General features: G+C 57.6%; 20 protein-coding genes. 14 read left to right on the top strand and 6 right to left on the bottom strand.

The genetic code is table 11. The features are described from left to right. Nucleotides 1-57: 57 nt before the first annotated feature. The gene (locus RLO149_RS11330) at nucleotides 58-729 is read right to left on the bottom strand and encodes a hypothetical protein (RefSeq protein ID WP_013962230.1); all 672 of its coding nucleotides are present in this window, start codon (nucleotides 727-729) and stop codon (nucleotides 58-60) included. Nucleotides 730-975: 246 nt separating this feature from the next. Between RLO149_RS11330 and RLO149_RS11325 the strand changes: the two genes are divergently transcribed. The 3 genes from RLO149_RS11325 to preA all read left to right on the top strand — a co-directional run bounded on the left by RLO149_RS11325 (nucleotide 976) and on the right by preA (nucleotide 7284). Continuing rightward, entirely contained in the window at nucleotides 976-4230 is a 3255-nt protein-coding gene (locus tag RLO149_RS11325; protein WP_013962229.1) for a chemotaxis protein CheB, read from the top strand. Between the two features lie 415 nt (nucleotides 4231-4645). Next, on the top strand, nucleotides 4646-5980 hold the full coding sequence (locus tag RLO149_RS11320) for an NAD(P)-dependent oxidoreductase (RefSeq protein ID WP_013962228.1): 1335 nt from the start codon (nucleotides 4646-4648) through the stop codon (nucleotides 5978-5980). Then, nucleotides 5980-7284 carry an NAD-dependent dihydropyrimidine dehydrogenase subunit PreA gene (gene preA / locus RLO149_RS11315; protein ID WP_013962227.1) on the top strand — a complete coding sequence of 435 codons (1305 nt, stop codon included), beginning with the start codon at nucleotides 5980-5982 and terminating at the stop codon, nucleotides 7282-7284. The genes RLO149_RS11320 and preA overlap by 1 nt, the downstream gene beginning before the upstream one ends. A gap of 57 nt (nucleotides 7285-7341) precedes the next feature. Here the strand turns inward: preA and RLO149_RS11310 are convergent, their stop codons facing one another. After that, nucleotides 7342-7950, bottom strand: a complete 609-nt coding sequence (locus tag RLO149_RS11310; RefSeq protein WP_013962226.1) for a TetR family transcriptional regulator C-terminal domain-containing protein — start codon at nucleotides 7948-7950, stop codon at nucleotides 7342-7344. A gap of 188 nt (nucleotides 7951-8138) precedes the next feature. Between RLO149_RS11310 and RLO149_RS11305 the strand changes: the two genes are divergently transcribed. The 9 genes from RLO149_RS11305 (at nucleotide 8139) to RLO149_RS11265 (ending at nucleotide 20318) form a co-directional block, all read left to right on the top strand. Continuing rightward, nucleotides 8139-9389: a Zn-dependent hydrolase gene (locus RLO149_RS11305; protein WP_013962225.1), complete on the top strand. Its 1251-nt coding sequence runs from the start codon at nucleotides 8139-8141 to the stop codon at nucleotides 9387-9389. 25 nt (nucleotides 9390-9414) lie between these two features. Then, nucleotides 9415-10869 carry a dihydropyrimidinase gene (gene hydA / locus RLO149_RS11300; RefSeq protein ID WP_013962224.1) on the top strand — a complete coding sequence of 485 codons (1455 nt, stop codon included), beginning with the start codon at nucleotides 9415-9417 and terminating at the stop codon, nucleotides 10867-10869. Between the two features lie 23 nt (nucleotides 10870-10892). Then, nucleotides 10893-11675: an ABC transporter ATP-binding protein gene (locus RLO149_RS11295; protein WP_013962223.1), complete on the top strand. Its 783-nt coding sequence runs from the start codon at nucleotides 10893-10895 to the stop codon at nucleotides 11673-11675. Beyond that, nucleotides 11668-12597 carry an ABC transporter permease gene (locus RLO149_RS11290; RefSeq protein WP_013962222.1) on the top strand — a complete coding sequence of 310 codons (930 nt, stop codon included), beginning with the start codon at nucleotides 11668-11670 and terminating at the stop codon, nucleotides 12595-12597. The genes RLO149_RS11295 and RLO149_RS11290 overlap by 8 nt, the downstream gene beginning before the upstream one ends. Continuing rightward, nucleotides 12594-13436 (top strand): ABC transporter permease, encoded by an 843-nt coding sequence (locus RLO149_RS11285; RefSeq protein WP_013962221.1) that lies wholly within the window; start codon nucleotides 12594-12596, stop codon nucleotides 13434-13436. Before RLO149_RS11290 ends, RLO149_RS11285 begins: the two co-directional genes overlap by 4 nt. A gap of 46 nt (nucleotides 13437-13482) precedes the next feature. After that, complete coding sequence (locus RLO149_RS11280) at nucleotides 13483-14472, top strand: ABC transporter substrate-binding protein (RefSeq protein ID WP_013962220.1); 990 nt, start codon at nucleotides 13483-13485, stop codon at nucleotides 14470-14472. Nucleotides 14473-14954: 482 nt separating this feature from the next. Then, the gene (locus tag RLO149_RS11275; RefSeq protein ID WP_044025316.1) at nucleotides 14955-16436 is read left to right on the top strand and encodes an alpha/beta hydrolase; all 1482 of its coding nucleotides are present in this window, start codon (nucleotides 14955-14957) and stop codon (nucleotides 16434-16436) included. A 63-nt stretch (nucleotides 16437-16499) separates the two neighbouring features. Further along, nucleotides 16500-17789: a DUF2254 domain-containing protein gene (locus tag RLO149_RS11270; protein WP_013962218.1), complete on the top strand. Its 1290-nt coding sequence runs from the start codon at nucleotides 16500-16502 to the stop codon at nucleotides 17787-17789. 105 nt (nucleotides 17790-17894) lie between these two features. After that, a complete protein-coding gene (locus tag RLO149_RS11265; protein ID WP_044025645.1) occupies nucleotides 17895-20318 on the top strand; it encodes a GcvT family protein in 2424 nt (807 codons plus the stop codon). 74 nt (nucleotides 20319-20392) lie between these two features. Here RLO149_RS11265 and RLO149_RS11260 read toward each other — a convergent pair whose 3' ends face one another. The 4 genes from RLO149_RS11260 to RLO149_RS23950 all read right to left on the bottom strand — a co-directional run bounded on the left by RLO149_RS11260 (nucleotide 20393) and on the right by RLO149_RS23950 (nucleotide 24510). Then, the gene (locus RLO149_RS11260) at nucleotides 20393-21700 is read right to left on the bottom strand and encodes an HlyC/CorC family transporter (RefSeq protein WP_013962216.1); all 1308 of its coding nucleotides are present in this window, start codon (nucleotides 21698-21700) and stop codon (nucleotides 20393-20395) included. Between the two features lie 161 nt (nucleotides 21701-21861). Further along, the gene (locus RLO149_RS11255) at nucleotides 21862-22833 is read right to left on the bottom strand and encodes a site-specific tyrosine recombinase XerD (RefSeq protein ID WP_013962215.1); all 972 of its coding nucleotides are present in this window, start codon (nucleotides 22831-22833) and stop codon (nucleotides 21862-21864) included. Then, nucleotides 22833-24371, bottom strand: a complete 1539-nt coding sequence (locus RLO149_RS11250; protein WP_013962214.1) for a hypothetical protein — start codon at nucleotides 24369-24371, stop codon at nucleotides 22833-22835. The genes RLO149_RS11255 and RLO149_RS11250 overlap by 1 nt, the downstream gene beginning before the upstream one ends. Continuing rightward, nucleotides 24361-24510 carry a hypothetical protein gene (locus RLO149_RS23950; RefSeq protein ID WP_013962213.1) on the bottom strand — a complete coding sequence of 50 codons (150 nt, stop codon included), beginning with the start codon at nucleotides 24508-24510 and terminating at the stop codon, nucleotides 24361-24363. Before RLO149_RS23950 ends, RLO149_RS11250 begins: the two co-directional genes overlap by 11 nt. 77 nt (nucleotides 24511-24587) lie before the next feature. Here RLO149_RS23950 and RLO149_RS11245 point away from each other — a divergent pair, with 77 nt between their 5' ends. Both RLO149_RS11245 and aroB read left to right on the top strand, forming a co-directional pair. Next, a complete protein-coding gene (locus RLO149_RS11245) occupies nucleotides 24588-25181 on the top strand; it encodes a shikimate kinase (protein ID WP_013962212.1) in 594 nt (197 codons plus the stop codon). Continuing rightward, the gene (aroB, locus tag RLO149_RS11240; protein WP_013962211.1) at nucleotides 25174-26286 is read left to right on the top strand and encodes a 3-dehydroquinate synthase; all 1113 of its coding nucleotides are present in this window, start codon (nucleotides 25174-25176) and stop codon (nucleotides 26284-26286) included. The genes RLO149_RS11245 and aroB overlap by 8 nt, the downstream gene beginning before the upstream one ends. Nucleotides 26287-26619: the final 333 nt, after the last annotated feature.

Genomic DNA, 26619 nt, shown 5'->3' with positions numbered 1-26619 from the left:
CACGCCTGAAGTCTATGCGTTGTGCAAATCAGATACCACGCCTCATGCGTTGGAGCGTCATCTGATCATCCAGCCCTGATCCATGTCGGATAGATATGCGCGGTCTCTCAGGGCATTGTCGCGGTCCACACTTGCATTTGAAATGAAGCGTTTGAGCAATTCCGTCTGAAACTCGAATTCCATCGCCTTGTCGCTGATTGCCTTGGCAAATGCCCGGTCCTGCGTCGTGTTGAGCATGTCGAAGGCGCGACACAGATTCAGGATCGGCAGGCAGATCTCCTCCAGAATGTTAACCGCAAGTTTCTCACTGTGTGTCGCATAGGGTTCGCTAAACCCGATATCCAGTTTGAAGGCATTATTGATTGTGCCCATGAACTCAGTGAACCGGAAGATCGCATTGCGCACGCCGTCCTTCGCTTCCATGACCATGACATGAGCACCCGCCAGCGCGAGACCGGGCAGTTCAATCAGAAAGTCTGGAAGCGACAGGACCTGTGCCCCTGCCGAAAGGGTTTTCAGGCTTGATTTTATGGCATCGCTGAGCCGGTGTACGAGAATGTCGCCCAATTCGCTTGTCTCTTGAAACGAGACCCGGTTTCGAAAATTCCGGCCAATCACTTCACAGGATCGTACGGACACTTCTTCAGCGGTTTTTAAAGTCAAATTCAGTGTTAGCGTTCGATCTGACAGATCAGACCGGATCGATTGAATCTCAGGTAAAGTTTCCATGAACTTGCACCTCTCTTTTTCATAAATTTATGGGGTTAATATGCGTGGCTGGCATGCAGGGAGTGTAAACGCACCGTACGGTGCCTGTTGCGTGTGGGCCAAGGCGCTGAATTTACAGGTATAAAAATACTCTGTAGTAGTTGAGCGGCAGTGCTTCGCAACTTTAAGTTGCCGATTGCAGGGCGGCATCCGTTAACATATGACTAAATAGCCTAACGGCCAAAAGGACTTGCGGGGACACGAAACGTGACAGACGACAATAAAGAAATAACTATCATCGGGATCGGGTCTTCGGCCGGTGGTCTCGAAGCGATACGCGAGCTTGTCGCAACATTGCCGACAAAAATGAAAGTGGCCTATGTGGTGGTGCAACACATGTCACCCCATCACAAAAGCCTGATGACAGAATTGGTTGCGCGCCAGACAAGTCTGATCGTCAAAGACGTCAAGGACAGCATTCTGCCAGAGCCGAATGTCATCTACATCACGCCCCCCAATACCGATATTATCTATGATGAGGGCAAGTTACGTCTTGTCGAACCCAGCCATGAGGTGGCATCGCCGAAACCATCCGTTGACCGGTTTCTGCTGAGCCTCGCGGATCAACATGGTGAAAAATCGATGGCTATTATCTTGTCCGGCACAGGCACCGATGGCGCCTATGGTGTGCAGGCGATCCGTGAGGCGGGCGGGATTACGATTGCACAAGACACCGAAAGTGCAAAATATGACGGCATGCCAATGTCTGCGATGCAAACGGGCTGCGTTGATCTGGTGTTGCGCCCCTTCGAAATCGGGACGCATCTGCAAAAGATCCTGTCGTCTGCACGCGACTTTGACGCTTTCCGCCAGGAAACGTCCGAGACCAGCCCGGCATTGGATCTGTTGCAAATCCTGCTTGCAAGGACGCGGGTGGATTTTCGCGAGTACAAGCAAACCACGATCAACCGGCGGATTGAGCGCCGCATGGTGGCCCTGGGGATCGAAAGTCATGCGGAATATACGCAGTTTTGTCGCGTAAACCCGAACGCTGTGGATGCACTGTTCAAAGATCTGCTGATTTCTGTCACGCGGTTCTTTCGCGACAAATCGGAGTTTGAGCAACTCAAGGAGATGCTGCCGGCGCTGCTGAAGAAAAAGTCAAACCCACCGTTCAGGGTCTGGATCGCGGGATGTGCGACCGGGGAAGAAGCCTATTCGATTGCGATCCTACTGTCCGAAGCTCTCGGTGGCCCTACGGTAAATCTGAAAGACCATGTCCAGATCTTTGCGACTGACATCGACAAAGACGCCTTGGACGTCGCGCGCAAGGGCGTCTATGGCATGGCCGCGCTGAACGACATCCCCAAAAGCCTGTCTGATCGCTATTTCATGACCCAGAACGATGGCATCCGGGTCATCGATTCCCTGCGCTCCGCCATTTTGTTTTCTGATCACAATGTATGTCAGGACCCGCCCTTTCAAAAAGTGGATTTGCTCTGCTGTCGTAACCTGTTGATATATTTTGGAAACGCCTTGCAGCATAAGGTCATGTCACGGTTTCACTACGCCATGACTGACAACTCCCTGATGTTCCTGGGAACGGCGGAAACGGTCGCTGGCTCGGACGAAATGTTCGTACAGGACAGCCATTCGGCCCATATCTACAGACGCCGCTCGATCCGGCGAACGGATCAGAACGTGTTTTCCAACCCGCGCAACCTGCCAAAATCGCGCAGCAAGGTGCCGATGCAGATCAAACAGGGGCAGGATCCGGGGCAATCCACGGACCGGCAAATGTTCGAGGCGCTGGCACTGGCTCTGGGCAAGAATTCGGTGTTGGTGACGGATGACTACGGGATCATCAGGGTCTACGGAAACGTCAGCCCGTTCATCGAGATGAACGAAACCAGTAACCTGAAGATGCACATTGATCTGCTGCGCAGACCGTTTCGTGAAGAAGCGCGCAGCCTCGTTACACTTGCTTTGAAGCATGGCGAACACCGCAGCGGCGTGCGCCATCTGCTTGCGGAAGACGACGACGCCGAAATCAGGCTCGACGTTTACCCCATCATAGCACGCGACATAAACGAGCGCGCGGCCTTGGTGGTCTTTACCGAGGTGCAGGTCGATCGCAGCAAAGCCTCCGGTGCTTCGGAAGTCGATGAGGACTCGATTTTTGAAAGCGACAGAATACGCTTGCTCGAAGATGAAGTGGCGACAACCAGAGAAGCGCTGCAGCAGACCATCGAGGAGTTGGAAACTTCCAATGAGGAACTGCAATCCCTGAATGAGGAATTGCAATCCACAAATGAAGAACTGCAGGCAACCAACGAAGAGTTGGAAACATCCAACGAAGAATTGCAGTCCACCAACGAAGAGCTGATCACTGTCAACGAAGAGCTTCAGGTCACGGCGGCGGAATTGAGCGGTCGCACGGGCGAACTGATGTCAGTGCTGGAAACCGCGCCGCTGTCGATCATGGTGCTCGATACCGCCTTGCAGATATCACAAGCGACCAATGCCGCCTGCGATATGTTCAATTTGACGCGTCCAGTGTCAAATCCGCATATTAGCCAATGCGTCCTGCCCAATAGTTTTCCGCCCTTGGCGCCGATCTGCAATGAAACACTCAAACTGGGCGAGCCCATTACAAAGGAATTCAATTCGGGTGGTTCGCGATACAAGCTGACAAGTTCGCCGTTTTTTGACATGCGCGGTCAAATGAAAGGGGTCACGATGGTTGTTTCGGCCTTTCCGGGACTTGCTCAGGAGTTGGACCTCATTCTGGATCATGGCGAAATCTACATGCTGAACCGCGCGCAGGATGGCACCATTTTGCGGATCAGCGAGAAGTCAGCGCGGTTTTTCGGCACCACGCGTCACAAGGCGGAAGGTGCCAATTTCTACAATCTGGTTTCGAGAAGTATTTCCAATACCATTCGGGAACATGATGCCCAACTATTGAAAACCAATGATGGTCACCTGCAGGATATGCTGCGGCTCCGGTCTGTTGAGGATAAAAAGGAAGTCTGCCTGAATTCAGAGAATTTTCTGTTTCCTGACCCGTCAGGGGACGACGCTTCGATTTACACGATCGGGCAGGATATCTCCGAAGTCATAGAAACGCGCGATAAGGCCGAGGATGCGCTTGCACAGCTCATACTGTTGCAAGAAATAGCGCGCATTGGGTTTTGGTCGCTGGATTTGGAAGATGAAACGGTTTTCTGGTCCGAAGAGGTGTACCGCATCCATGGCAAGGATCCTGATACCTTTTCCCCAAAGCTGGAAGATGGGTTGTCGTTCTATCACCCCGAAGACCGCGAAACCGTGCAAGCTGAAGTGGAAAGAGTGCGCACACAAGGCGGAGAGTTTCATTTTAAACTGCGCATCATCAACGAGGATGGTGAAACGATCCCGATTGAGTCGTTCGGCTTGGCCCGCCAAGACGTGAACGGCAACATTGGCAAGATCATCGGTGTGTTTCGTGTCAGCGAGGACAACACCAGCACCGTACACTGACGCGTTGACAGTAGTCGCCATGCCCGCTCAGCGGTCCTGCGGGCGACGCGCGGCAAAAAGAAACCGGGCGTTCGGGGATATTGTCGCGCACCCGGTTTGCTTCTGAAGCGTCAAGCATTTAACCTTGCTCGTCCAGATCGGTGCCGATGAATTGAAACCGGCCAAGCGCAGACACCGTGCGCTGGCTGTGTCTGTTGTGCGTGCGCGCCAGTCGCCAGAATGCTGTATTCAGCATAGGGATGCGTCTTTCTGAAAGCGATTTGCCGGATCAACACCGCTCAGGTGGTGGTTTTGATGAACATTTCAGCATCGAACGCCATGGATGAAAAAATCTTGCCAATTTCCATTTTTTACCGTTTGATAAAATTTTAAACCATGCAATGCTGATGATATAACAAAACCCGACGGAGTAGCCATGATAAGCCAACGCACACCGGGCATCGTTGCCGAAAGGCTGAACGCAGAAGAGCTGGCCGCAAATTTTGCCGACCTCCACGCGCCCTTGGAGCCACATGAAGCAGCGGTTGCTGCGGATCGCTGTTATTTCTGCCATGACGCGCCCTGCGTGACGGCCTGTCCCACGGAAATCGACATTCCGCTTTTTATACGCCAGATCAGCACGGGCACCCCCGAAGCAGCGGCCAAGACGATTTTTGACCAGAACATACTGGGCGGTATGTGCGCGCGGGTCTGTCCCACGGAAGATCTATGCGAACAGGCCTGCGTGCGCGAAATGGCTGAGGGCAAACCGGTCGAAATCGGGCGTCTGCAACGCTATGCGACCGATACGCTGATGCAGCGCGACATCCACCCCTATACCCGCGCGGCAGCCACTGGAAAGCGGATCGCGGTTGTGGGCGCGGGGCCTGCTGGTCTCTCTTGTGCGCACAGGCTTGCGCTGCTTGGCAATGATGTTGTGATCTATGATGGCCACGCCAAACCGGGCGGTCTGAACGAATATGGGATCGCGGCCTATAAATCCACGGATGATTTTGCGGCCCGCGAGGTGGCTTGGCTGTTGGATATCGGTGGCATCACGGTCGAAACCGGCAAGGTGTTGGGCGGTGATCTGACCCTCGATAGTTTGTCGGCGCAGTATGATGCGGTCTTTCTGGCCGTGGGTCTGGGCGGTGTGAATGCGCTCAACCTTGAGGGGGATGACAAATCCGGCGTCACGGACGCGGTGTCCTTTATCGAAACGCTGCGCCAGTCGCGCGATCTGACCAAGCTGCCTGTGGGCCGCAACGTCGTGGTCATCGGTGGGGGCATGACGGCCGTGGACGCCGCAGTCCAGTCCAAGCTGCTGGGCGCGGAGAATGTCACGATAGCCTATCGGCGCGACCGTGCCGCGATGAGTGCCAGCCGCTACGAACAGGACCTCGCCGCATCCCATGGCGTCAAGCTGATGTTCAATGTGCAGCCGGTCGCCATACATGGCAACGGGGCGGCGGCTGAGATTGAACTGGAATATACCGCATCGGTTGATGGCCGCCTTGCCGGGACCGGTGAAAAGACACGCGTTTTGGCCGATCAGGTTTTCCGTGCCATCGGGCAGACGCTGACGATGGATGAGTCCCTTGAAACCGAGAGCGGCAAAATTGCCGTGTCTGGTGCGGGGCGCACCAGTCTGGACCAGGTCTGGGCCGGCGGCGATTGTGCCCATGGTGGCGATGATCTGACCGTGACTGCCGTAGCCGAGGGACGCGACGCGGCAATGGATATTCATGCAACATTGAACGGGAGCGTATAATGGCTGATCTGACTTCGGAATTTCTGGGCATTACGTCCCCCAATCCGTTTTGGCTGGCCTCTGCGCCGCCCACTGACAAGGAATACAACGTGCGCCGCGCCTTTGAGGCGGGGTGGGGCGGTGTCGTGTGGAAAACGCTTGGTGCTGAAGGGCCGCCGGTGGTGAATGTCAACGGCCCGCGCTACGGCGTGATCCACGGTGCCGACCGGCGGGTGCTGGGGATGAACAACATCGAGCTCATCACCGACCGCTCGCTTGAGATCAACCTAGAAGAGATCACGCGCGTGAAAAAGGACTATCCGGATCGCGCCATGATCGTCTCCATCATGGTGCCTTGTGAAGAGCAGGCGTGGAAAGACATTCTGCCCAAGGTCGAAGCGACGGGCGCGGATGGGATCGAGCTGAACTTCGGCTGCCCGCACGGTATGTCAGAGCGTGGCATGGGGGCCGCCGTCGGGCAGGTGCCTGAATACATCGAAATGGTCACGCGCTGGTGCAAACAGTATTACAGCAAGCCGGTGATCGTGAAACTCACGCCCAATATCACCGATGTCCGCAAACCAGCAGCAGCCGCCAAACGCGGTGGGGCGGATGCGGTGTCGCTGATCAACACGATCAATTCCATCGTATCGGTCGACCTCGATACGATGAGCCCGCACCCCTCGATTGACGGTAAGGGCACCCACGGTGGCTATTGCGGCCCGGCTGTGAAACCTATCGCGCTGAGCATGGTGTCCGAGATCGCGCGGGACGCGGAAACCCGCGGCATGCCGATCTCCGGCATCGGTGGGGTCACCACATGGCGCGATGCTGCTGAATATATCACCATGGGCTGCGGCAATGTGCAGGTGTGCACGGCGGCCATGACCTATGGGTTCAAGGTGGTGCAGGAAATGATTTCCGGCCTGTCCCAATGGATGGATGAAAAAGGGCATACGGATATTCGTGACTTCATGGGTGCCGCCATACCAAACACGACAGACTGGCAGTACCTCAATCTCAATTACATCGCCAAGGCGCAGATCAATCAGGCCGATTGCATCAGTTGCGGGCGGTGCTATGCGGCCTGCGAGGATACATCCCATCAGGCCATCGCCATGTCCGAAGACCGGGTGTTCAGCGTCATCGACGAGGAATGCGTCGCCTGCAACCTGTGCGTTGAGGTTTGCCCGGTTGAAAACTGCATCACCATGGTCCCGATGGAGCAGGGCAAGGTCGATCCGCGCACCGGCAAAGTTGTGGAAAAAGACTACGCCAACTGGACCACGCACCCCAACAACCCCGGCGCAGTTGCCGCCGAATAATCCACGACAATCGTTTCTCCCTGGCTGCCGGAGTACTCATCCTGAGTGCTTCGGCAGTTAGGTTTGAGGGGTCAGCATCCGCCGGAGCATGTCTTCGAGGTGCTGCTCGGCCCCCGGAAACGGGTCTTGATCCGGCAGGATGGCGCGCACTTGAACGTCAAAATCCGCATAGTGTTGCGTCATGGACCAGATTGAGAAAATCAGGTGATGCGGATCTACGGGCTGGATGCGACCCTCGCGGATCCAGCCATCGATGATCGCAGCGATCTTGTTGACAACGCGACGCAACTCACCGCTGAGGGCGTCGCCGATGCGCGGCGCGCCCTGTATCACCTCATTGGCAAACAAGCGGCTTTCACGCGGGTAATCCCGGCTCATCTCAAGCTTGCGGCGGGCATAGGACAGTAGCTCTTCGACCGGGTCCCCGCTGGCATCTATCTCGTAAATGGGCTGCAGCCATTCGTCCAGCAAACGCGTTAAAAGCGCGCGATAAATCGCGTCCTTTGAGGCGAAATAATATAGTATGTTCGGCTTTGACAGGCCTGCTTCAGCGGCGATCTGATCCAGAGTGGATCCGCGAAATCCGTATTGCGAAAACACCTTCAATCCAGCCGTCATGATGGCTGCTTGATTCTTTTTCTGTATGCGCGTTTCAGTCTTTGTCATCTGCTGCGCCCGTATTGGTGGAGTATCTTTGATTGCGATGCCTGCCCGTTGTGCGACAGCACGATGATACCCTTGATATGTCAAGCATACGCCTTGACTCGTCCGAACCCTCTGGTAGCGTTGCTTTTACCAGTTGGTCAAATAAAAACTGAAGAGCCAGCACGCCAGATTGCCAAGGAGAACGCGCAATGCCAGCCATCGGGGAAAACCTGCGGATCAACAGCGAACGGCTGTGGGGCAGCCTGATGGAAATGGCAGAGATCGGACCGGGTGTGGCGGGCGGTAACAACCGTCAGACGCTCACCGACGAAGACAGCGAAGGGCGGCACCTGTTTCAAAAATGGTGCGAGGCGGCGGGCTGCACCATGGGGCTGGACCAGATGGGCAATATGTTTGCGACCCGCGCAGGCACGGACCCCGACGCGCTGCCGGTCTATGTGGGATCACATCTTGATACGCAGCCGACCGGCGGTAAATACGATGGCGTATTGGGAGTGTTGAGCGGTTTGGAACTGCTGCGCACGCTCAATGACCTGGATATCAAAACCAGGCACCCCATCGTGGTCACGAACTGGACGAATGAAGAGGGCACGCGCTATGCGCCCGCGATGCTGTCCTCCGGCGTTTTTGCGGGGCTGCACACGCAGGACTGGGCATATGCGCGTACAGATGCGGAGGGCAAGACATTCGGCGATGAGTTGCAGCGCATTGGCTGGCGCGGCGAAGAGGAAGTCGGCCAACGCAAGATGCATGCGTTTTTCGAGCTTCACATCGAACAGGGCCCCATTCTGGAAGCTGAAGGCAAGGAAATTGGCGTCGTGACTCATGGTCAGGGCTTGTCGTGGACGCAAATCACCATCACCGGAAAAGACGCGCATACCGGCTCAACGCCGATGCCGATGCGCAAGAATGCGGGGCTTGCCATGGCGCGGGTGCTCGAAAAGGTGGATGAAATCGCCCTGTCCCATGTGCCCCATGCAGTGGGCGCTGCAGGGCACATCGACGTCTATCCCAATTCTCGCAATGTGATCCCCGGCAAGGTGGTTTTCACCGTGGACCTGCGCTCGCCTGATCTGGATGTGATCACCGATATGGAAACACGCCTCAGGACCGAGGCGCAGGCGATTGTCGATGCCATGGGGCTTGAGATCGAATTTGAAAAGGTAGGCGGGTTTGATCCTGTTACCTTTGACGAGGGCTGCGTGAGCGCTGTGCGCACCGCGGCGGAGCGTCTGGGCTACAGCCACATGAACCTGATTTCTGGTGCCGGTCATGATGCCTGCTGGATCAATCGCGTGGCCCCAACGGCAATGATCATGTGCCCTTGCGTAGATGGTCTGAGCCACAATGAGGCCGAAGAAATCAGCCCCGAATGGGCCGCTGCGGGCACGGATGTGCTGTTGCATGCGGTCTTGGAAACGGCCGAAGTGGTATCATGATCCCACCCTTTCAAGGAGTTCACTTATGTCTACTGTGATCAAAAACGGCACTGTGGTGACGCATGATCTGACCTACAAGGCGGACGTGTTGATCGACGCGGGCACCATCATCGAGATTGGCCCGAACCTGAGCGGTGATGAGGAACTGGATGCCACGGGCTGCTATGTCATGCCGGGCGGTATTGATCCGCATACGCATCTGGAAATGCCCTTCATGGGCACCTATTCCTCTGACGATTTCGAAAGCGGGACGCGCGCGGCACTGGCGGGCGGCACGACGATGGTCATTGATTTTGCGCTGCCATCTCCGGGGCAGGGGCTGCATGATGCGCTGAAAATGTGGGACAATAAATCGACCCGTGCCAATTGCGACTATTCCTTCCATATGGCCGTCACATGGTGGGGGGAGCAGGTTTTTGACGAGATGAAATCCGTCATTGAGGATCGCGGGATCAACACTTTCAAACACTTCCTTGCCTATAAAGGCGCGCTCATGGTCAACGATGATGAGCTTTACGCCTCCTTCAACCGCTTGGCTGAATTGGGCGGCATCGCCATGGTGCATGCGGAAAACGGCGATGTGGTCGCGGAACTCTCTGCCAAACTGCTGGCCGAGGGCAACACCGGCCCCGAGGCACATGCCTATTCCCGCCCGCCACAGGTTGAGGGGGAGGCCACAAACCGCGCCATCATGATCGCCGACATGGCGGGCGTGCCGCTCTATGTGGTGCACACCTCTTGTGAGGAGGCACATGAAGCCATCCGTCGCGCGCGCCAGCAGGGCAAACGTGTCTGGGGCGAGCCGCTGATTCAGCACCTGACGCTGGATGAAAGTGAGTATTTCAACAAGGATTGGGACCACGCCGCACGCCGTGTGATGTCACCACCATTTCGCAACAAGCAGCATCAGGATAGCCTCTGGGCCGGGTTGCAATCCGGGTCTCTGTCTGTCGTGGCGACCGATCACTGTGCCTTCACTACGGAGCAAAAACGTTTTGGCGTGGGCGACTTCACCAAAATTCCCAATGGCACCGGAGGTTTGGAAGACCGCATGCCCATGCTCTGGACGCATGGGGTGGCCACGGGGCGTCTGACGCCGAACGAGTTTGTCGCGGTCACCTCCACCAATATCGCCAAAATTCTCAACTGCTATCCGAAGAAGGGCGCGGTTCTGGTGGGGGCCGATGCCGATCTTGTCGTGTGGGATCCACAAAAGGAAAAGACGATTGCAGCGAGCACCCAGCAATCTGCCATTGATTACAACGTGTTCGAGGGGCAAACGGTCAAAGGCCTGCCGCGCTATACCCTGACACGAGGTCATGTGGCCATACATGACGGTGAAATCCGCACGCAGGAAGGACATGGCAAATTCGTCAAACGCGACGGCAACGGCGTGACCAACAAAGCCTTGTCCACCTGGAAAGAACTGACTGCCCCGCGCCCGGTTGAGCGCAGCGGCATTCCCGCCACCGGCGTCTGAAACCTGAACCTGAAAGCCCGAGCGTGACCCAAGAAACGATTATCCATGCGCAGGGTCTTGATCTGACCTTTGAAACCAATGACGGTCCGGTCCATGCGCTCAAGGACGTGAACCTTGAGATCAAGAAGGGCGAATTCGTCAGTTTCATCGGCCCCTCGGGCTGCGGCAAGACGACATTTCTGCGCTGCATTGCCGGGTTGGAAACCCCCACATCCGGCGAAATCAGCGTGAATGGCATGACACCGGATCAAGCGCGTCAGGCGCGCGCCTATGGCTATGTGTTTCAGGCCGCAGGGCTCTACCCGTGGCGCACGATCGGCGGCAACATCCGCCTGCCGCTTGAGATCATGGGGTTCTCAAAGTCTGAACAGGTGGAACGTGTCGGGCGTGTTCTGGACCTTGTCGACCTGAATGGGTTTGACCGCAAATTTCCATGGCAATTGTCGGGCGGCATGCAGCAGCGCGCCTCCATCGCGCGCGCTCTGGCCTTTGATGCCGATATTTTGCTGATGGATGAACCCTTTGGCGCGCTGGATGAGATCGTGCGCGACCACCTCAACGAGCAGCTCTTGCAGCTTTGGGCGCGTACCGAAAAGACCATCGGCTTTGTGACCCATTCGATCCCTGAAGCGGTTTATCTGTCCACGAAAATCGTGGTGATGAGCCCGCGCCCGGGCCGTATTTCGGATGTCATCGACAGCCCGCTGCCCAAGGAGCGCCCGCTGGACATCCGTGACAGTGCCGAGTTCATCGAGATCGCCCACCGTGTGCGCGATGGGCTGCGCGCGGGTCACATAGATGAATAAACTGGCCAGCATCGTGCCGGCCCTCGTTGTGGTGGCGGTCATAATCGCCTTCTGGACCATGGCCGTTGTGCCGATGAACGCGCATCTGACCGCAGATCAGGCGCAGCGGGACGGATTGATCATTGCGCCGGAGGCCCCGGCGGAGCGGCAAGAATACTCGGGCCTCGCGCTTGCGCTGAAAAACCCGCAGATCATACCGCTGACCTACAGTCAGGTGCGCCCTCGCTTGCCCTCGCCGCATCAGGTCACCGCCGAACTTTACGACAGTATATTCACCAAGAAAATCACGTCGAAGCGCAGCCTTGTGTACCATGGTTGGGTCACGCTTTCGGCGACGCTGTTGGGGTTTATCATAGGGACAGGTCTGGGCATTCTGCTGGCCGTTGGCATCGTGTATAGCCGTACGATGGACAAATCCGTGATGCCATGGGCGATTACTTCGCAGACCATTCCCATACTGGCGCTGGCACCGATGATCATCGTCATGCTGGGCGCTATTGGCATTCAGGGGCTTTTGCCCAAATCGGTCATTTCCGCATACCTGAGCTTTTTCCCCGTGGTCGTGGGCATGGTCAAGGGGCTGCGCAGCCCCGATGCGATGCAGCTTGATTTGCTGCGCACCTATAGCGCCAGCCCGTCACAGGGGTTCTGGAAGCTGCGCCTGCCTGCTTCGGTGCCCTATCTGTTTGCATCGCTCAAGATCGGTATTTCCGCCGCGTTGGTGGGTGCTATCGTGGGCGAATTGCCGACTGGCGCGCGGGCAGGTTTTGGCGCGCGTATGTTGGTCGGGGATCAATACGGTCAGCCGATGGTGACATGGGCCGCCCTGTTTGCAGCGGCGATTACGGCGGCACTATTGGTTGCCATTCTGACACTGGTTGAGCGTCAGACGCTCAGGCGCATGGGGATGGAGGCAGCATGATGGCCTATGTGCTGGCGTTGATCGTTTGGGGGCTGGGCTGGTGGCTGAACATCAAACTGTCGCATTCGCCGCGCGCGGACACGCGTTTGTTCAGCTTGCTGATCCCCGTGATATTTGGGGTCACAATTGTGGTGATGTGGGAAATTCTGGTTCAGATGCTGGGCATCAGCGGGGTGATCCTGCCGCCTCCCTCTGCGATCGCGGCGCGTTTTGCGGTCTCCACGCATCTGCTTTGGGCTGATTTTGAACAAACGATCCTCAAGGGGGCGATGACCGGGTATGTCTTGGGGGCAATTGCGGCCTTTGCCGTGGCCATCCTTGCGGATCGCTCGCCTTTCTTGACCAAGGGTATATTGCCAGTTGGGGCGTTCATGGCCGCGCTTCCGATTGTCGGCACCGCGCCGATCTTTGTGCGGTGGCTGGGCAGTGACTGGCACTCCAAGGCGGCGGTTGTCGGGGTCATGGTGTTTTTCCCCATTCTGGTGAATACAGTCGCGGGATTAAAAGGCAGCAGCGCGATGCAGCGTGACCTGATGCGGACCTACGGTGCCAATTACTGGACCACGCTTTTCAAGCTACGGCTGCCTGCTGCGATGCCCTTTGTGTTCAACGGGTTGAAAATTGCCACAACGCTTGCGCTGATCGGTGCGATTGTTGCTGAATTTTTCGGCTCTCCGACTGTGGGGATGGGCTTTCGGATATCAACCTCGGTGGGTCAGCTTGCCATGGATATGGTCTGGGCAGAGATTATCGTTGCAGCCCTTGCGGGCTCGGCGTTTTACGGGCTTATCGCCCTGATAGAGAAGCGGGTGACTTTCTGGCATCCGTCACAACGATAAAGCGGGCGAAAGACCCGCTTTCAATACTGACAAGGAGATACGGAAGATGAAAAAACTGATGATATCCGCGGCCTTTGCGGCCGGTCTGGGAACGGCGGCTTATGCCGATGATGCCAATTCGGTGACATTGCAATTGCAGTGGGTCACGCAGGCGCAGTTTGCGGGTTACTATGTGGCGCTGGACAAGGGGTTTTACGAAGAAGAGGGGCTTGACGTTACAATCCTGCCCGGCGGGCCGGATATTGCCCCCCCGCAGGTGCTGGCTGGTGGCGGTGCTGATGTGATGCTCAACTGGATGCCGTCGGCACTGGCCGCGCGCGAAAAGGGCTTGCCGGTCGTTAATATCGCGCAGCCCTTCAAAACATCGGGGCTGATGCTGACCTGTTGGAAAGACACCGGCATCACCTCTGTTGAGGACTTCAAGGGCAAGACCATCGGTGTGTGGTTCTTTGGCAATGAATACCCCTTCCTGAGCTGGATGTCACAGGCGGGTATCTCCACCGATGGGGGCGAGGACGGTGTGACTGTGCTCAAGCAAGGGTTCAATGTCGATCCGCTGTTACAGCGTCAGGCCGATTGCATTTCCACCATGACCTACAACGAATACGGTCAGGTGCTCGATGCGGGCGTGTCACCGGATGAGCTTGTGACCTTCAAATATGAAGATCAGGGTGTCGCCACATTGGAAGACGGTATCTATGCGCTTGAAGAGAACCTGAGCGATCCGGTGTTTCAGGACAAAATGGTCCGCTTTGTGCGCGCATCGATGAAAGGCTGGGAATACGCTGGGGCCAACCCCGATGAGGCTGCGGGTATCGTTCTGGACAATGATGAAACCGGCGCCCAGACCGAGTCGCATCAGGTCCGGATGATGGGTGAAATCGCCAAGCTGATCGAAGGCTCGGACGGGTCGCTGGATGTGGCCGATTACGAGCGCACGGTGGCGACACTGCTGGCCGGCGGGTCTGATCCGGTGATCTCCAAAGCGCCCGAAGGCGCATGGACGAGCGCTATTACAGATGCCGCGCTGAAATAAAGCGTCCAAGAAAAAAAGTCGCGCGGCGGTGCACCGATCCGCGCGGCTTTGGCTGACATTTTGGTGTCATGCCAGCTTTTTAGAACCTTTCGGATACGCTGTTATGACCGGGCGCCGGCGCTTTGTGGTCTTTGAGACAGGCAAATTGTGACGGTAGTGCAGCGCGCTACGTACCATATAACCGGATCTCACAGGCCAAAACCACTGTTTTGAAGTATCCCACCTGGTGCTGACGAAACCAGAGCAATTGAGTATCCTTGCGGGTGTTTTGACTGGCGTTGCTACCTTTTTTTGAGGCCGCCGGACGGTGCATTCTCCGTAACAAAAAAAGCGCGCTGACCCTCTGTGAAATCCAAGCGCGTCATGGACTAAGCAAAATCTGACCTATCATCTACACAGGTACATCACTGTGTGCGCCTTGGGCTGGCGGGTGCTCGGAGAAAGAAGGATTGTTAAATGCGTTGTTGCGAAGACGTAAGCTGATGGTTGTAAATCTGGTTTCATTTCGTGCGCTGCTATGGGCCTTGGCTGCTGTATGTGTTTCTGCAGCGATTTTCAGTCTTGAGAGCGAACGCGCGACCGTCAGTGAGCGCATTATTGACACGGATGTCGGACGGGTATCCCTCTACACCGACCCTTCGGGCTTGCCGGGGCCTCTTGTCATTGTGACGCATGGGTTTGCCGGTTCGCGCCAGATGATGCAGTATATCTCGCGTGATCTGGCACGGGCTGGCTTTATGGTCGCGTCCTTTGATTTCTATGGCCATGGGCGCAACCCTGAACGCATGTCCTCTGATGTCACCCGGATCGAAGGGACAACGCAACAACTGGTGGCGCAGACACGCGCCGTTCTGCAAGCTGTGCAGGCTGAGATCGGCACAGTGACCCCGGTTGGCATGCTGGGCCATTCCATGGCGACGGATATCGTCATTCGCGCGGCAAAAGCATCGCCAGAGGTATCCGCCATCGTTGCCATTTCGATGTATTCGGATGCGGTCACGGCAGATTTCCCGCAGAGATTGCTGGTGCTTTCGGGTGAATATGAGGGGCGACTGCGCGATGTGGCCCGCCAGTCCGTCGCACTTGTTGCAGGTGAACCTGTTGAGGGCGAAACCGTATCCGACGGGCCAGTCATCAGGCGCGCGGTCGCCATCCCCAATACAGAACATGTGGCTGTTCTCTTTGCCGCTGAAACGATGCGGGAAACGCGCGACTGGCTGATGTCCGCGTTCGAAATATGCGGGCAAGGGCGGGCTATGCCGCAGGGCCTTGCGATCACCGCGGTATTGGTGGGCCTGGTTGTCCTCTTTTGGCCGCTCACCCGCCTGTTGCCACAGTCCCGGTCCCCCGCCACCCCCGTGGGTCCAAAGGTTTTCTGGGCCGCGCTGCTGGCACCGGTTTTGCCCGCCATCGGCTTGTCGCTCGGCCTTGGGGGTGGGCTTTTCCAAACTGCGGCCTTTGGCGCTTTGGCTGTGTTCTTTGCCACATGGGGTCTTGTGGTGCTCGCTGTGCTGCGGGCGGCGGGTCACCGTTTGACCTTGCCGAAACCCTCCGGTGTTTTGCTTTTGACCTTTTGGTGCCTGTGCGTTTTCGCAGTGGCGCTTGACAGATACGCAGCGGCCTTTCTGCCCAGTGGTCCGCGCTTGCCAATCATGTGCGTACTTCTGCTTGGCACAGTGCCCTTCGTGGTTGCCGATCGTGTCCTGCTGGACGGTGCAGCGCTTTGGCAGCGGGTTGTGGCACGCATGGTCCCTGTTGCATCCTTATCGGCAAGCATGATCCTGTTTTCACAAAGCCTGGGGCTTTTGTTTACCGTTTTGCCTGTGATGGTGCTGTTTTATCTGGTGTATGGCACGATGGCACGCCCCGTCGCGCTCCGGCAGGGGGCAGAGACGGCGGGCGTAGGCTCCGGCATTGTTCTGGCGTGGTCTATTGCGGCCAGTTCGCCGCTGTTTCTCGCCTGATTGCCGCTCATATGTCTTCACTGGGTATTTAGCTATGGCGGCCTAAGGTGCTAAGGACAGCGTATGGATAATGCCAGCTCTTTCATGATGACCCTCTTTCGCAAAGCCCGCCGCTATGCGCGCAAGCTCTGGGTGCGGGTGGTGCTGATCGGCTTGCTGGCTGTGCTTGCCGTGGCCCTCAGCCAATGGGTTGAGCTTTATGTGCCCGATACCCTGTCCAGAAGCCTAGATGGCGCGGCGGCAGACCGCCTGTTGCAACTGATTGCCAGCGCCATGCTTGCGGTGACGATCTTTTCGATCACGGTCATGGTCTCGGTCTATCAATCCTCCTCCACGCAATGGACGCCGCGTGTGCACCGCTTGATCATGCAGGACAGGACCACCCAGAACACGCTTGCCGTCTTTATCGGGGCCTATGTCTATGCCTTGCTGGGAATCATCCTGCGCGAACTTGGCGTTTACGATGACGACCATGCCTTCGTGCTGTTCTGGATGACGGTCTTTGTTCTGGCGATCATTGTGGTCTATCTGATCCGCTGGGTTCTGCATTTGCAGGGGTTTGGTCAGTTGACCAATACAACCCGTCAGGTGGAGGCCGTGACCCGCGCCCGGTTCAATGAGCGTTTGCAGACGCCCTGTCTGGGTGCCATGCCGCTGGTGCATGACGCACCTGAGAGCGCCAAGACGCTGAACGCATGGGACAGCGGGTATATTCAATGCATTTATCCCGAAGCGATGAATACGCTGGCAAAGGAGTGCGACGTCACACTCTACATGACACGCGACATTGGCAGCTACGTCTTTACAGAGTCCCCAGTGCTGTATGTGGACCGGGCGGACAATATCCGTGATTGGGAGTCGTTTTGTGAGCAAATTCGCGAGATGCTCGTCCTTTCTGATTTGCGCAGCTATGATCAGGACCCACGCTTTGGCCTGCTGGTATTGGGAGAGATCGGATCAAAGGCCCTGTCGCCAGGGATCAATGATCCGGGCACGGCGATTGACATTATCACGCGCATCGGGCGCATTTTGTCTGTCTACAAAGATGAACAAAACGCAACGCCTGATACCCCGCTGGATCACCTGTATGTCGCGCCGCTTGATCCGATTGATCTTATGCGCGACGGTTTTGGAACGCTCGCGCGCGACGGGGTTGCGGTTGTCGAGGTGCAACAGATGCTTCAGCAAACGCTTGGCAATCTCATCGGGAATCCTGATCCGAAATTATCCGCCGCCGCATGTGATTTTGCGCAGGAAAGTCTGGCGCGTGCGCTGAAAGCGACTGCATTTGAACCGGATCGCGACCGCATTTGTGCCAGCGCGCATCCGGAGGTGCGCGGGGAAAATAAATAGACCCGCCTTGTATGCGCGCGACGACAGATGTCGCAAATCGGCTAACAGTGCGGGCGATGGCAGGTCAGGTTGTCCCTGTTACATGCCATCATCGGGGTCTCAACCATGCGTACTCATGCCCAAGCCGTTGTCATCGGAGGCGGCGTCATCGGCTGCTCGATTCTGTATCACCTGACCAAACTGGGCTGGACAGACGTGGTGCTGCTGGAGCGTGACGAACTCACCAGCGGCTCGACCTGGCATGCGGCGGCAAATATCCACGGTCTGCATGACAACAACAACATCACGCGCATTCAGAACTATACGATGGATCTCTATAACGCTTTGGAAGCCGAAACAGGGCAGTCCTGCGGCGTGTTCCAGCCCGGCTCGCTCTATCTGGCGCAGACCGAGGCGCGCGAACACCAACTGCGCCTGCAGGCGGCCAAAGCGAAATACTACGGGCTGCACTTTCATGAGGTCAGCCGGGATGAGGCCGAACGCCTGCATCCGCTGGTCGATTTTGACGGTATCCGCTGCATCATGTTCGAACCCTCGGGCGGTAATGTGGACCCATCCGGTGTCACCAATGCCTATGCTGCTGGCACACGCCAGAATGGTGCCGAAATCATCCGCTTTTGCCCGGTGACGGCCACGGAGCAGCAGCCGGATGGCACATGGATCGTGCGCACGACCAAAGGCGATATTGCCACCGAATGGGTCGTGAATGCGGCGGGCCTCTGGGGGCGTGAGGTTGCGGCATTGGCCGGATTGGACCTGCCTTTGCAGCCGACCGAGCATCAGTATTTTGTCACCGAAACCATCGCCGAGATCGCAGCACTGGATCGCCGTTTGCCATCGGTGGCCGACCGGGACGGCGAATACTATCTGCGTCAGGAAGGCAAAGGGTTGCTTGTCGGTGCCTATGAAAAGGACCTGCGGTTCTGGGCCGAGGACGGCACGCCGCAGGGCTTTGGGCATGAGCTATTCGCCGATGATCTGGAACGGATCGAAGACAACATGATGCGTGCAATCGACCGCGTCCCCGCAGTCGGAGAGGCGGGGATCAAACGCGTGATCAACGGGCCGATGATCTGGTCGCCGGATGCCAATGTCCTGTTCGGCCCCGCGCCTGAACTGTCGAACTATTTCTGCTGCAACGGTATCATTCCGGGGTTTTCGCAGTCGGGTGGCATGGGGCTGTTGGCCGCTGATTGGATCGTCACGGGCGAGACGCGCTATGATATGTTCGCATGGGACATGGCGCGGTTCGGGACATGGGCGGATAAGGCCTTCACCAAGGCGCGTGTTGGCGATCAATACGCAAACCGGTTCAAAATCCACTTCCCGAATGAAGAACGCAGCGCCGGTCGCCCCCTGCGCCGCCGCCCCGTCTACGACATGCAACGCGAACGTGGGGCGGTATTCGGGCTGAACTACGGATGGGAACACCCGCTGTATTTTGGCTATCCCGAAGGGGCCGAAGACCACACAGAAGGGTTCACCCGGCAGGATTGGTGGCATCAGGTCGGTGCGGAATGCCGGATGCTGCGCGAGAACGCAGGGGTGATTGATATCTCGAATTTCGCGACATACCGCTGCGCCGGGCCGGGGGCCGAAGGCTGGTTGAATAGCGTTTTTGCAAACACCATGCCCAAGGCGGTGGGGCGGTCCTGCCTTACGCCGCTTATTGGCAAGCGGGGTGGTATCGCGGGTGATTTCACGGTTACGCGTCTGGGGGAGGAGGAGTTCTGGGTGATTGGCTCCGGTATGGCCGAACGCTATCACCAGCGATTTTTCAAGGCTGTGCCCTTGCCCCGCGACACCATATTTGAAAGCCACACCGATGCGATGAGCGGTTTCAACGTGGCCGGACCGAGGTCGCGCGACATGCTGCAACGGCTCACCAATACGTCGCTGTCCACCGAAAATTTTCCGTTCATGCGCTCCAAATGGATTGAACTGGCCGGTGTCCGGGTCTTGGCCTTGCGCGTCAGCTTTACCGGCGATTTGGGCTGGGAATTGCACTGCGCGACTGAGGATCAGGCGCAGCTTTATGAGGCGTTGCTCGTCGCGGGTAAAGAGGTCGGTGCAGGCCCGGTGGGCAGCCGCGCCTTGATGAGCCTGCGTGTTGAAAAAGGGTACGGGTCATGGGGGCGCGAATACAGCCCCGAATACTGGCCGCAGGAAGTCGGCCTTGATCGGTTGTGCAAGATGGACAAGGCATTCCTGAACAAAGCTGCGGTTGCGCAAACACTTGCCAAAACTGCGCGCGAACATCTTGTCGTGCTGGCCTTGGACAGCGGGGAAACCGATGCATCGAACGCAGATGCCACAGGGGGCGAGCCGATCTTCAAAGACGGGCAGGGCATTGGGCGCGTCACCTCTGGTGCTTATGGATACAGCGTTGGGATGAGCCTCGCGCTTGGCTTTGTGAGCGGTGCGCAATCGGGCGACGTGGTTGAGGTCATGGTGCTGGGTCGGCCGCATCAAGCGCGCATACTGGCTGAACCCCCATTTGATCCAAAAGGGCTGCGGCTGCGCGCGTGATGCGCGGCGCGCGCCAGTGTGTCACGCGGGCGCGCCGCGCGACAGCCCATGGAACCAACCGCCCGTGCGCGTGGTCAAAGCGCGCGGATTTTGAGTTCCGTAATGCGGTTGCCCTCGCGCGCGCAGACCTCGAACCGGAACCCGTGGAATGAGAACACCTGACCGGTGGTCGGGATCATTTGTGCTTCGTGGATGACCAGCCCGGCGACGGTGTTGGCTTCTTCATCCGGCAGGTTCCAGTCGGCGGCGCGGTTCAGGTCGCGGATCGTCATCGCGCCATCGATCACGAACTGACCGTCTTCGGTCTGTTGGATCGGTGCCATGTCCGTCGGGTCATGCTCGTCCGTGATTTCACCCACGATCTCTTCGAGGATGTCTTCCAGCGTGATCAGACCCTGCAGTGAACCGTATTCATCGACCACGAGGGCAAAGTGCGTCCGACGGCGCAGGAACTGGCGCATCTGTTCATCAAGGGTGGAGGTTTCGGGCACGAAATAGGGTTTCATTGCCACGTCGGACAGCTTGAAGCTGCGCAGTTTCGAGGCATCCCCCTCAGGCCCGCCGATGATCTTGTACATGGCGCGCAGTAGATCCTTCGCATGGATCACACCGATGATGTTTTCCGGATGCTCCTGAAACACAGGCAGGCGGGTGTGGTTGGATTGCAGGCACTGGTGCAGAATGTCCTGCGGATCATCATCGGCGTTGATCATCTCGATGCCGGAGCGATGCAGCATGATTTCTTCCACGGCGCGCTCGTTCAGATCAAGCGCGCCCAGAATACGGTCGCGATGCTCTTTTTCAACGACGCCTTCGGAGTGACCCAATGTCAGCGCGCCTTCGATTTCAGCATGAATGTCGAGGATATTGCTGTTGGGGTCGATTGTCACACCGAAAAGCCGCAGAACGCCACGGACCAGAAGCCTCACAGCCGCCACAATGGGCGCAAAGACGGTCACCACAATCGCAATGGGGCGGGACACGAAGCTTGCCGCTTTCTCTGAATTCGTTATGGCGTATGTTTTCGGCAAGACTTCGGCAAAGATCAGGACAAGCAAGGTCATCACCAATGTGGCCAGAGCGACACCGCTTTCGCCAAAGGCGCGCGTAAAGATGGACGTGGCCAGAGCCGCCGCAAGGATGTTCACCAGATTGTTGCCCAGCAAAACCGACCCGATGAGCCGCTCATTGTCTTCGGTGATCTGCAGCGCACGCTCCGCGCCCTTGTTGCCTTTGTCGGCAAGCGAGTGCAGTTTTCCCCGCGATGCGGCCGTCAGTGCCGTTTCAGAGCCGGAAAAGAACCCCGAGAGCACGAGCAAAAACAGAATAACGCCTGAGGTCATCCAGAATGTGGCGTCGAGGGTGGCGGTGGACATGTCCATGTTAGAGCGTACCTTTGAGATGTGTTCATTGGTTATGGGGGCGATGGTGCCCGCAATCAAGGGATGAGCCAGAGTTGCATGTGCATCTGGGCAGGTCTGCGACAGTGTGGCGCCGTTGCGATCATCAGTGCGCCGGAAAGGCCCGTGTCAGTGGAACGGCATTACGATGCGTCCAGAACAGGTTTGTCACCCGGCGGGCGCGGGTCCTCCTGGGCCAGGGGGTGGTGCGTCAGAACCAATTCGGAAAGCCTTGCCTCAAGCACATGGGTGTAAATTTCGGTCGTGGCCACATCCGCATGACCCAGTAGTGTCTGGATCGAGCGTAGATCCGCGCCGTTCGCCAGCAGATGCGTCGCGAAAGCATGGCGCAGCGTGTGGGGGGTCACCTTGGACGGGCTGACGCCTGCATCGACGGCCAGTTCCTTGATCAACAGATAGAAACGATTCCGCGTCAGATGCCCGGACACCCCGCGCGATGCATATAGGAAGCGTGAGGGCGGATGCCCGTCGGCCTTCTTGAGGGCTTCTTTCTCATCGCGCAGCCGCAGCCATTCTGATGTGGCATCGCGGGCAGGGGGCGAGAGGGGCACCATCCGCTCCTTGCCGCCCTTGCCGCGGATCAACAACATGCGCGGATCGCCCCGTGCTGCAGACACGGGCAGGCTGACCAGCTCGGTGACGCGCATACCGGTCGCATACAGCAGTTCCATCAGGCAGGTGTTGCGCGCCCGGTCCGCTGTGTTGCGCCCTGAGCTGCGGGCCGCCTCAAGAAGCCTGTCCACTTCTGCCTCGGACAGTGTTTTCGGCAGTTTGCGGTCGCGTCCCGGACCCGTGATCTGCAGGGCCGGGTTATCGCTGCGCCAGCCTTCCTCAAAGGCAAACCGATAAAGCTGTTTGACCGCTGAGAGCCTGCGTGCGCGCGTTGCCTTGGACAGACCCTCCGCATCGCAGGCAATCAGATAGGCTTCGACATCAGCTTGTGCTGCGGCGTGAAAATCCAGATTTCGATGTGTCAGAAAACTGTCAAAGTCCTTGAGGTCACGGCCATAGGCCAGCAGCGTGTTGCGTGCGGCGCCCAATTCGGCTGCCTGTGCCTCAAGAAAGGCGGAAATCCATGTACTATGCGCTGCCATCAGCTGTATTTGTCCAGCAGCAGGATTTGCAACGCGGCCCGTCGGACAGTGTCTTCGAGGCCAAAGGAACGCAATGTGGCAAGTGCCTGTGTCAGGGCAACCGGATCACCCGCAGCCCCGTCATCAAGCAAGATCAAAGCGCGCAGTATCGCCTCGCCCCGCCGGCCGTTTTGCGCCATCTGTGTCAGGTCGCGGCGTGCGTTCGCAGGGTCAAACCCACGGCTGATCGCGCTGTGGCGCAGATCGGTACTGATCATGGTTTCAGGTGTCCCTCGCGCCAATTCACTCAGAAACGGATCCGTGTCTTCCGACAGTTGTGCGCCTGCGTAATCCGTCGATAAAAGCGCCATGGTGGTCGCGATTTCCTGTACGCGCCCACCCAGTTGATACCGGGTCAGCGTATCCGCGAACAGGTCGGCAAAGATCATTTCCAGACCCGCCGCCTGCATGGCGCTCCATGCAACGGGCAGGCTTTTTGAAATCGCATCGGTGGAGCGTGTGCGCAGCGCAGTCTCAAACCGTTGAACCGCGCGCACACGGTCCCAGACGCCGCCTGAGGCTGCGGCCTGACGCGCCGTGTACAGCCCGAGCAACCGGTTTGGTGACAAGGCGCCTGTCACGGCGAGGCGTTCAGCGGCTTCAAGTTGTGGTTTCCAGCCCGCCAGATCGCGCAGGTCAGCGACGGCATAGGGGCGGGGCAAGGCACCGGTTGGCAAGGGCTCTCCGATGGCTTCATGCAGCCGGAACAAGAGCGGAGTTATCTCAGCGGGCCGCGGCAGGGGGGGCGCGTCTTCAAACGCCTCAGGGTGCAGGAACCTCTCAAGGGCGACTGTCTCAGCATCGGAAAACGCCGTCAGCGTGTTGCCCGTATCAAAGAGCAGGGCGGCCGTGGGCCAATCCCCCTGCCGGGCAGCACAAAAGACGCGGTGCGACAGGGAGGGCGCAAGGTGCGGTGTCGTGGTCAGAATGGCGCAGCCCGTGTCTTCCTGACCCGTCAGCAGCGCCAGATCCATATAGGCCCTGAAATGTGCCGCATCGCGCGTTACCCCTGCCTGATCAAGCAAGGACAACGCCGCGTCATGTGCCCCAAACCGCATCAACGCGTCCACGCGGGCAAGTGTCAGCAGGTCTTCACCCGCCGTGTCATCGCCGGGACCTTTGGCTTCGGTCAAAAGCACGGTGTACAACAGGGTCTGCGCGGCAGGCAGCCGCAAGACGGGGATGTCGTTGAGTTGTGCCTGCAACGCGCGCGCATCACTGCCTGACCATATGTCTTCGGACAGGCCAGTGACTGACGCAGGCACCAATCCGATAATGCGGCGCGCCTTTTGATCCAGCGGCGCGACACTCACGACCGGAACATGCGCACCGGGTGACACGGGCGGCTCAAATCGCTGCGCCGGGATGGCCGAGGTCATCGCAGGCTGGTCCGGATTACGCTTAACCCAGTCAATGACCGACAGTGGCTGATCCTGCGCCAAACCGGCAGTGCACAGGAATATCCCAAAGAACGCGTATGAAAGATGTTTAATCGGCATCCAGTGTCACGGGTACACGTGTCTCTTCGGAGGGGGCTGAGAAATCAGCGCCGAAAAACGGACCGACATAGGCATAACCCGCCAGCCCGATAAAGCCAATCACGGCCAGATAGATCAGAAATTTGAATAATCGGAGCATTTTACTGCCTTTATGCCTGCCGTTTTTCTTTAAGTTATATATGGCCTTTTTTATAATATCACGTCATTCAATCGATTATGAGCGAAATTGAGCAAACCGGAGCCGAAACGGGTCAAACACACAGATTTGTGTTGAAAAAGACGATCGTGATGATCGGAATGATGGGGGCGGGCAAGACTGCTGTGGGCCGTGCGCTGGCGCAATTGCTGGATGTTCCCTTTCTTGATTCGGATCATGAGATCGAAGAGGCAGCCAATATGAGCGTGCCGGAAATTTTTGCCCGTGATGGCGAAGCCTTTTTTCGGGCGCGTGAAAGTGAAGTCATAAACCGCTTGCTAAGTGGGCAGGCGTGCGTGCTGTCAACGGGTGGGGGGGCGTTTCTGGCTGAGGCCAACCGCGCCGCTATTTCGGCGCGCGGTGTGTCGGTCTGGCTGGATGCGGATATTGAACTGCTGTGGAACCGGGTCAAACACAGGGACACGCGACCGCTTTTGCGCACGCCTGATCCAAAGGCAACGCTGAGCGCACTGTATGAAACGCGGGTTCCGGAATATGCCAAGGCCGATATGACCGTGCCTTGTGCCCCGCCCGTCGCGATCGAGCAAATGGCCCGGCGTGTGGCAGAGGTCTTGGTGTCGCGACCCGATGTGCTGGAGGTTGTAAATGATTGAAACTGTTCATGTCGATCTGCCCGGGCGTGCGTATGACGTACGGATTGGGCCGGGGCTTGTGTCAGAGGCTGGCGCGCATATCTTGCCGCTGCTTAATCGACCAAAGGTCGCTGTTGTGACGGATGAAACCGTGGCTGCACTGCATCTGGACGCTTTGCGTGCAGGGCTGGCGCGCGAGGGCATTGAGATGACGGCACTGGCCTTGCCCGCAGGGGAAGCCACGAAATCATGGGAGCCACTTGAACGGACCGTGGGCTGGCTGCTTGATCAGAAGGTCGAGCGCGGCGATGTCGTGGTGGCTTTTGGCGGCGGTGTCATTGGTGATCTTGCCGGGTTCGCTGCTGCGATCCTGCGCAGGGGGGTGCGGTTCGTGCAGATCCCGACGTCACTTTTGGCGCAGGTCGACAGCTCTGTCGGGGGCAAGACCGGGATAAATGCGGCGCAGGGAAAGAACCTGATCGGTGCGTTTCATCAACCCAGTCTGGTGCTGGCAGATATCGACGTGCTTGGGTCCCTGACGGCGCGTGATTTTCTGGCGGGCTACGGCGAAGTCGTTAAATACGGCCTGCTGGGTGATCTGGCGTTTTTCGAGTGGCTCGAAGAAAACGGGCCAACGCTGGCGGTGGGGAATCAACAAGCACGATGTGAAGCCGTGCGGCGCTCGGTTCAGATGAAAGCAGATATCGTCATCCGCGATGAAACAGAGCAGGGGGACCGCGCGCTGCTCAATCTGGGTCACACCTTTGGGCACGCGCTGGAGGCGGCGACCGGGTACTCGGATCGCCTGTTGCACGGCGAGGGGGTGGCCATTGGTTGCGCTATGGCCTTTGAATTGTCGTCCCGCATGGGCCTTTGCTCGCAGGAAAGCCCAAGCCGCGTGCGCGCGCATCTCAAAGCGATGGGGATGAAAACCGACCTGCGCGACATTCCCGGCGAATTGCCGGATGCTGCCGGATTGCTTGATCTGATGGGGCAGGACAAAAAGGTCATGCAAGGGACGCTGCACTTTATCCTTGCGCGCGGGTTGGGCGAGGCTTTTGTGACGTCCGACGTCGCAGCCGGCGATGTGCTCACTGTGCTGGAGGATGCGTTGCGCGGGCGGTAGGCTGGTGACGTCGCAACAACGCGTCGGACTAGAGCGTCTGACGAAATACCTGAAACATCAAGTATCACGTAACGCGTTGAAATCTTTGATTTCAGGCAGCGTTATGTGATTCAGGTTTTTCGCATGACGCTTTTAAGTGCTTTTTAGTGTTGGATTAGTGGTGCGCTGCGATCTGTTGGTGCAAAACAGGTCGCAGCGCTATTCCAGTCATTCACGCGACAAGGCGCAAAATCTTATCCTGGACGGGAAGATAGGCCAACCGAGAACCAGCTAATTCCGTTTCTCTATCACTCGTTAACCCATTGCACCTGCAGCGCACAAAATTTCCAAAAT

This window comes from Roseobacter litoralis Och 149 (genome assembly GCF_000154785.2).
GTDB lineage: Bacteria > Pseudomonadota > Alphaproteobacteria > Rhodobacterales > Rhodobacteraceae > Roseobacter > Roseobacter litoralis.
Note: the sequence above shows the minus strand (reverse complement) of the source record. Positions and strands in the feature narration are given on the sequence as shown.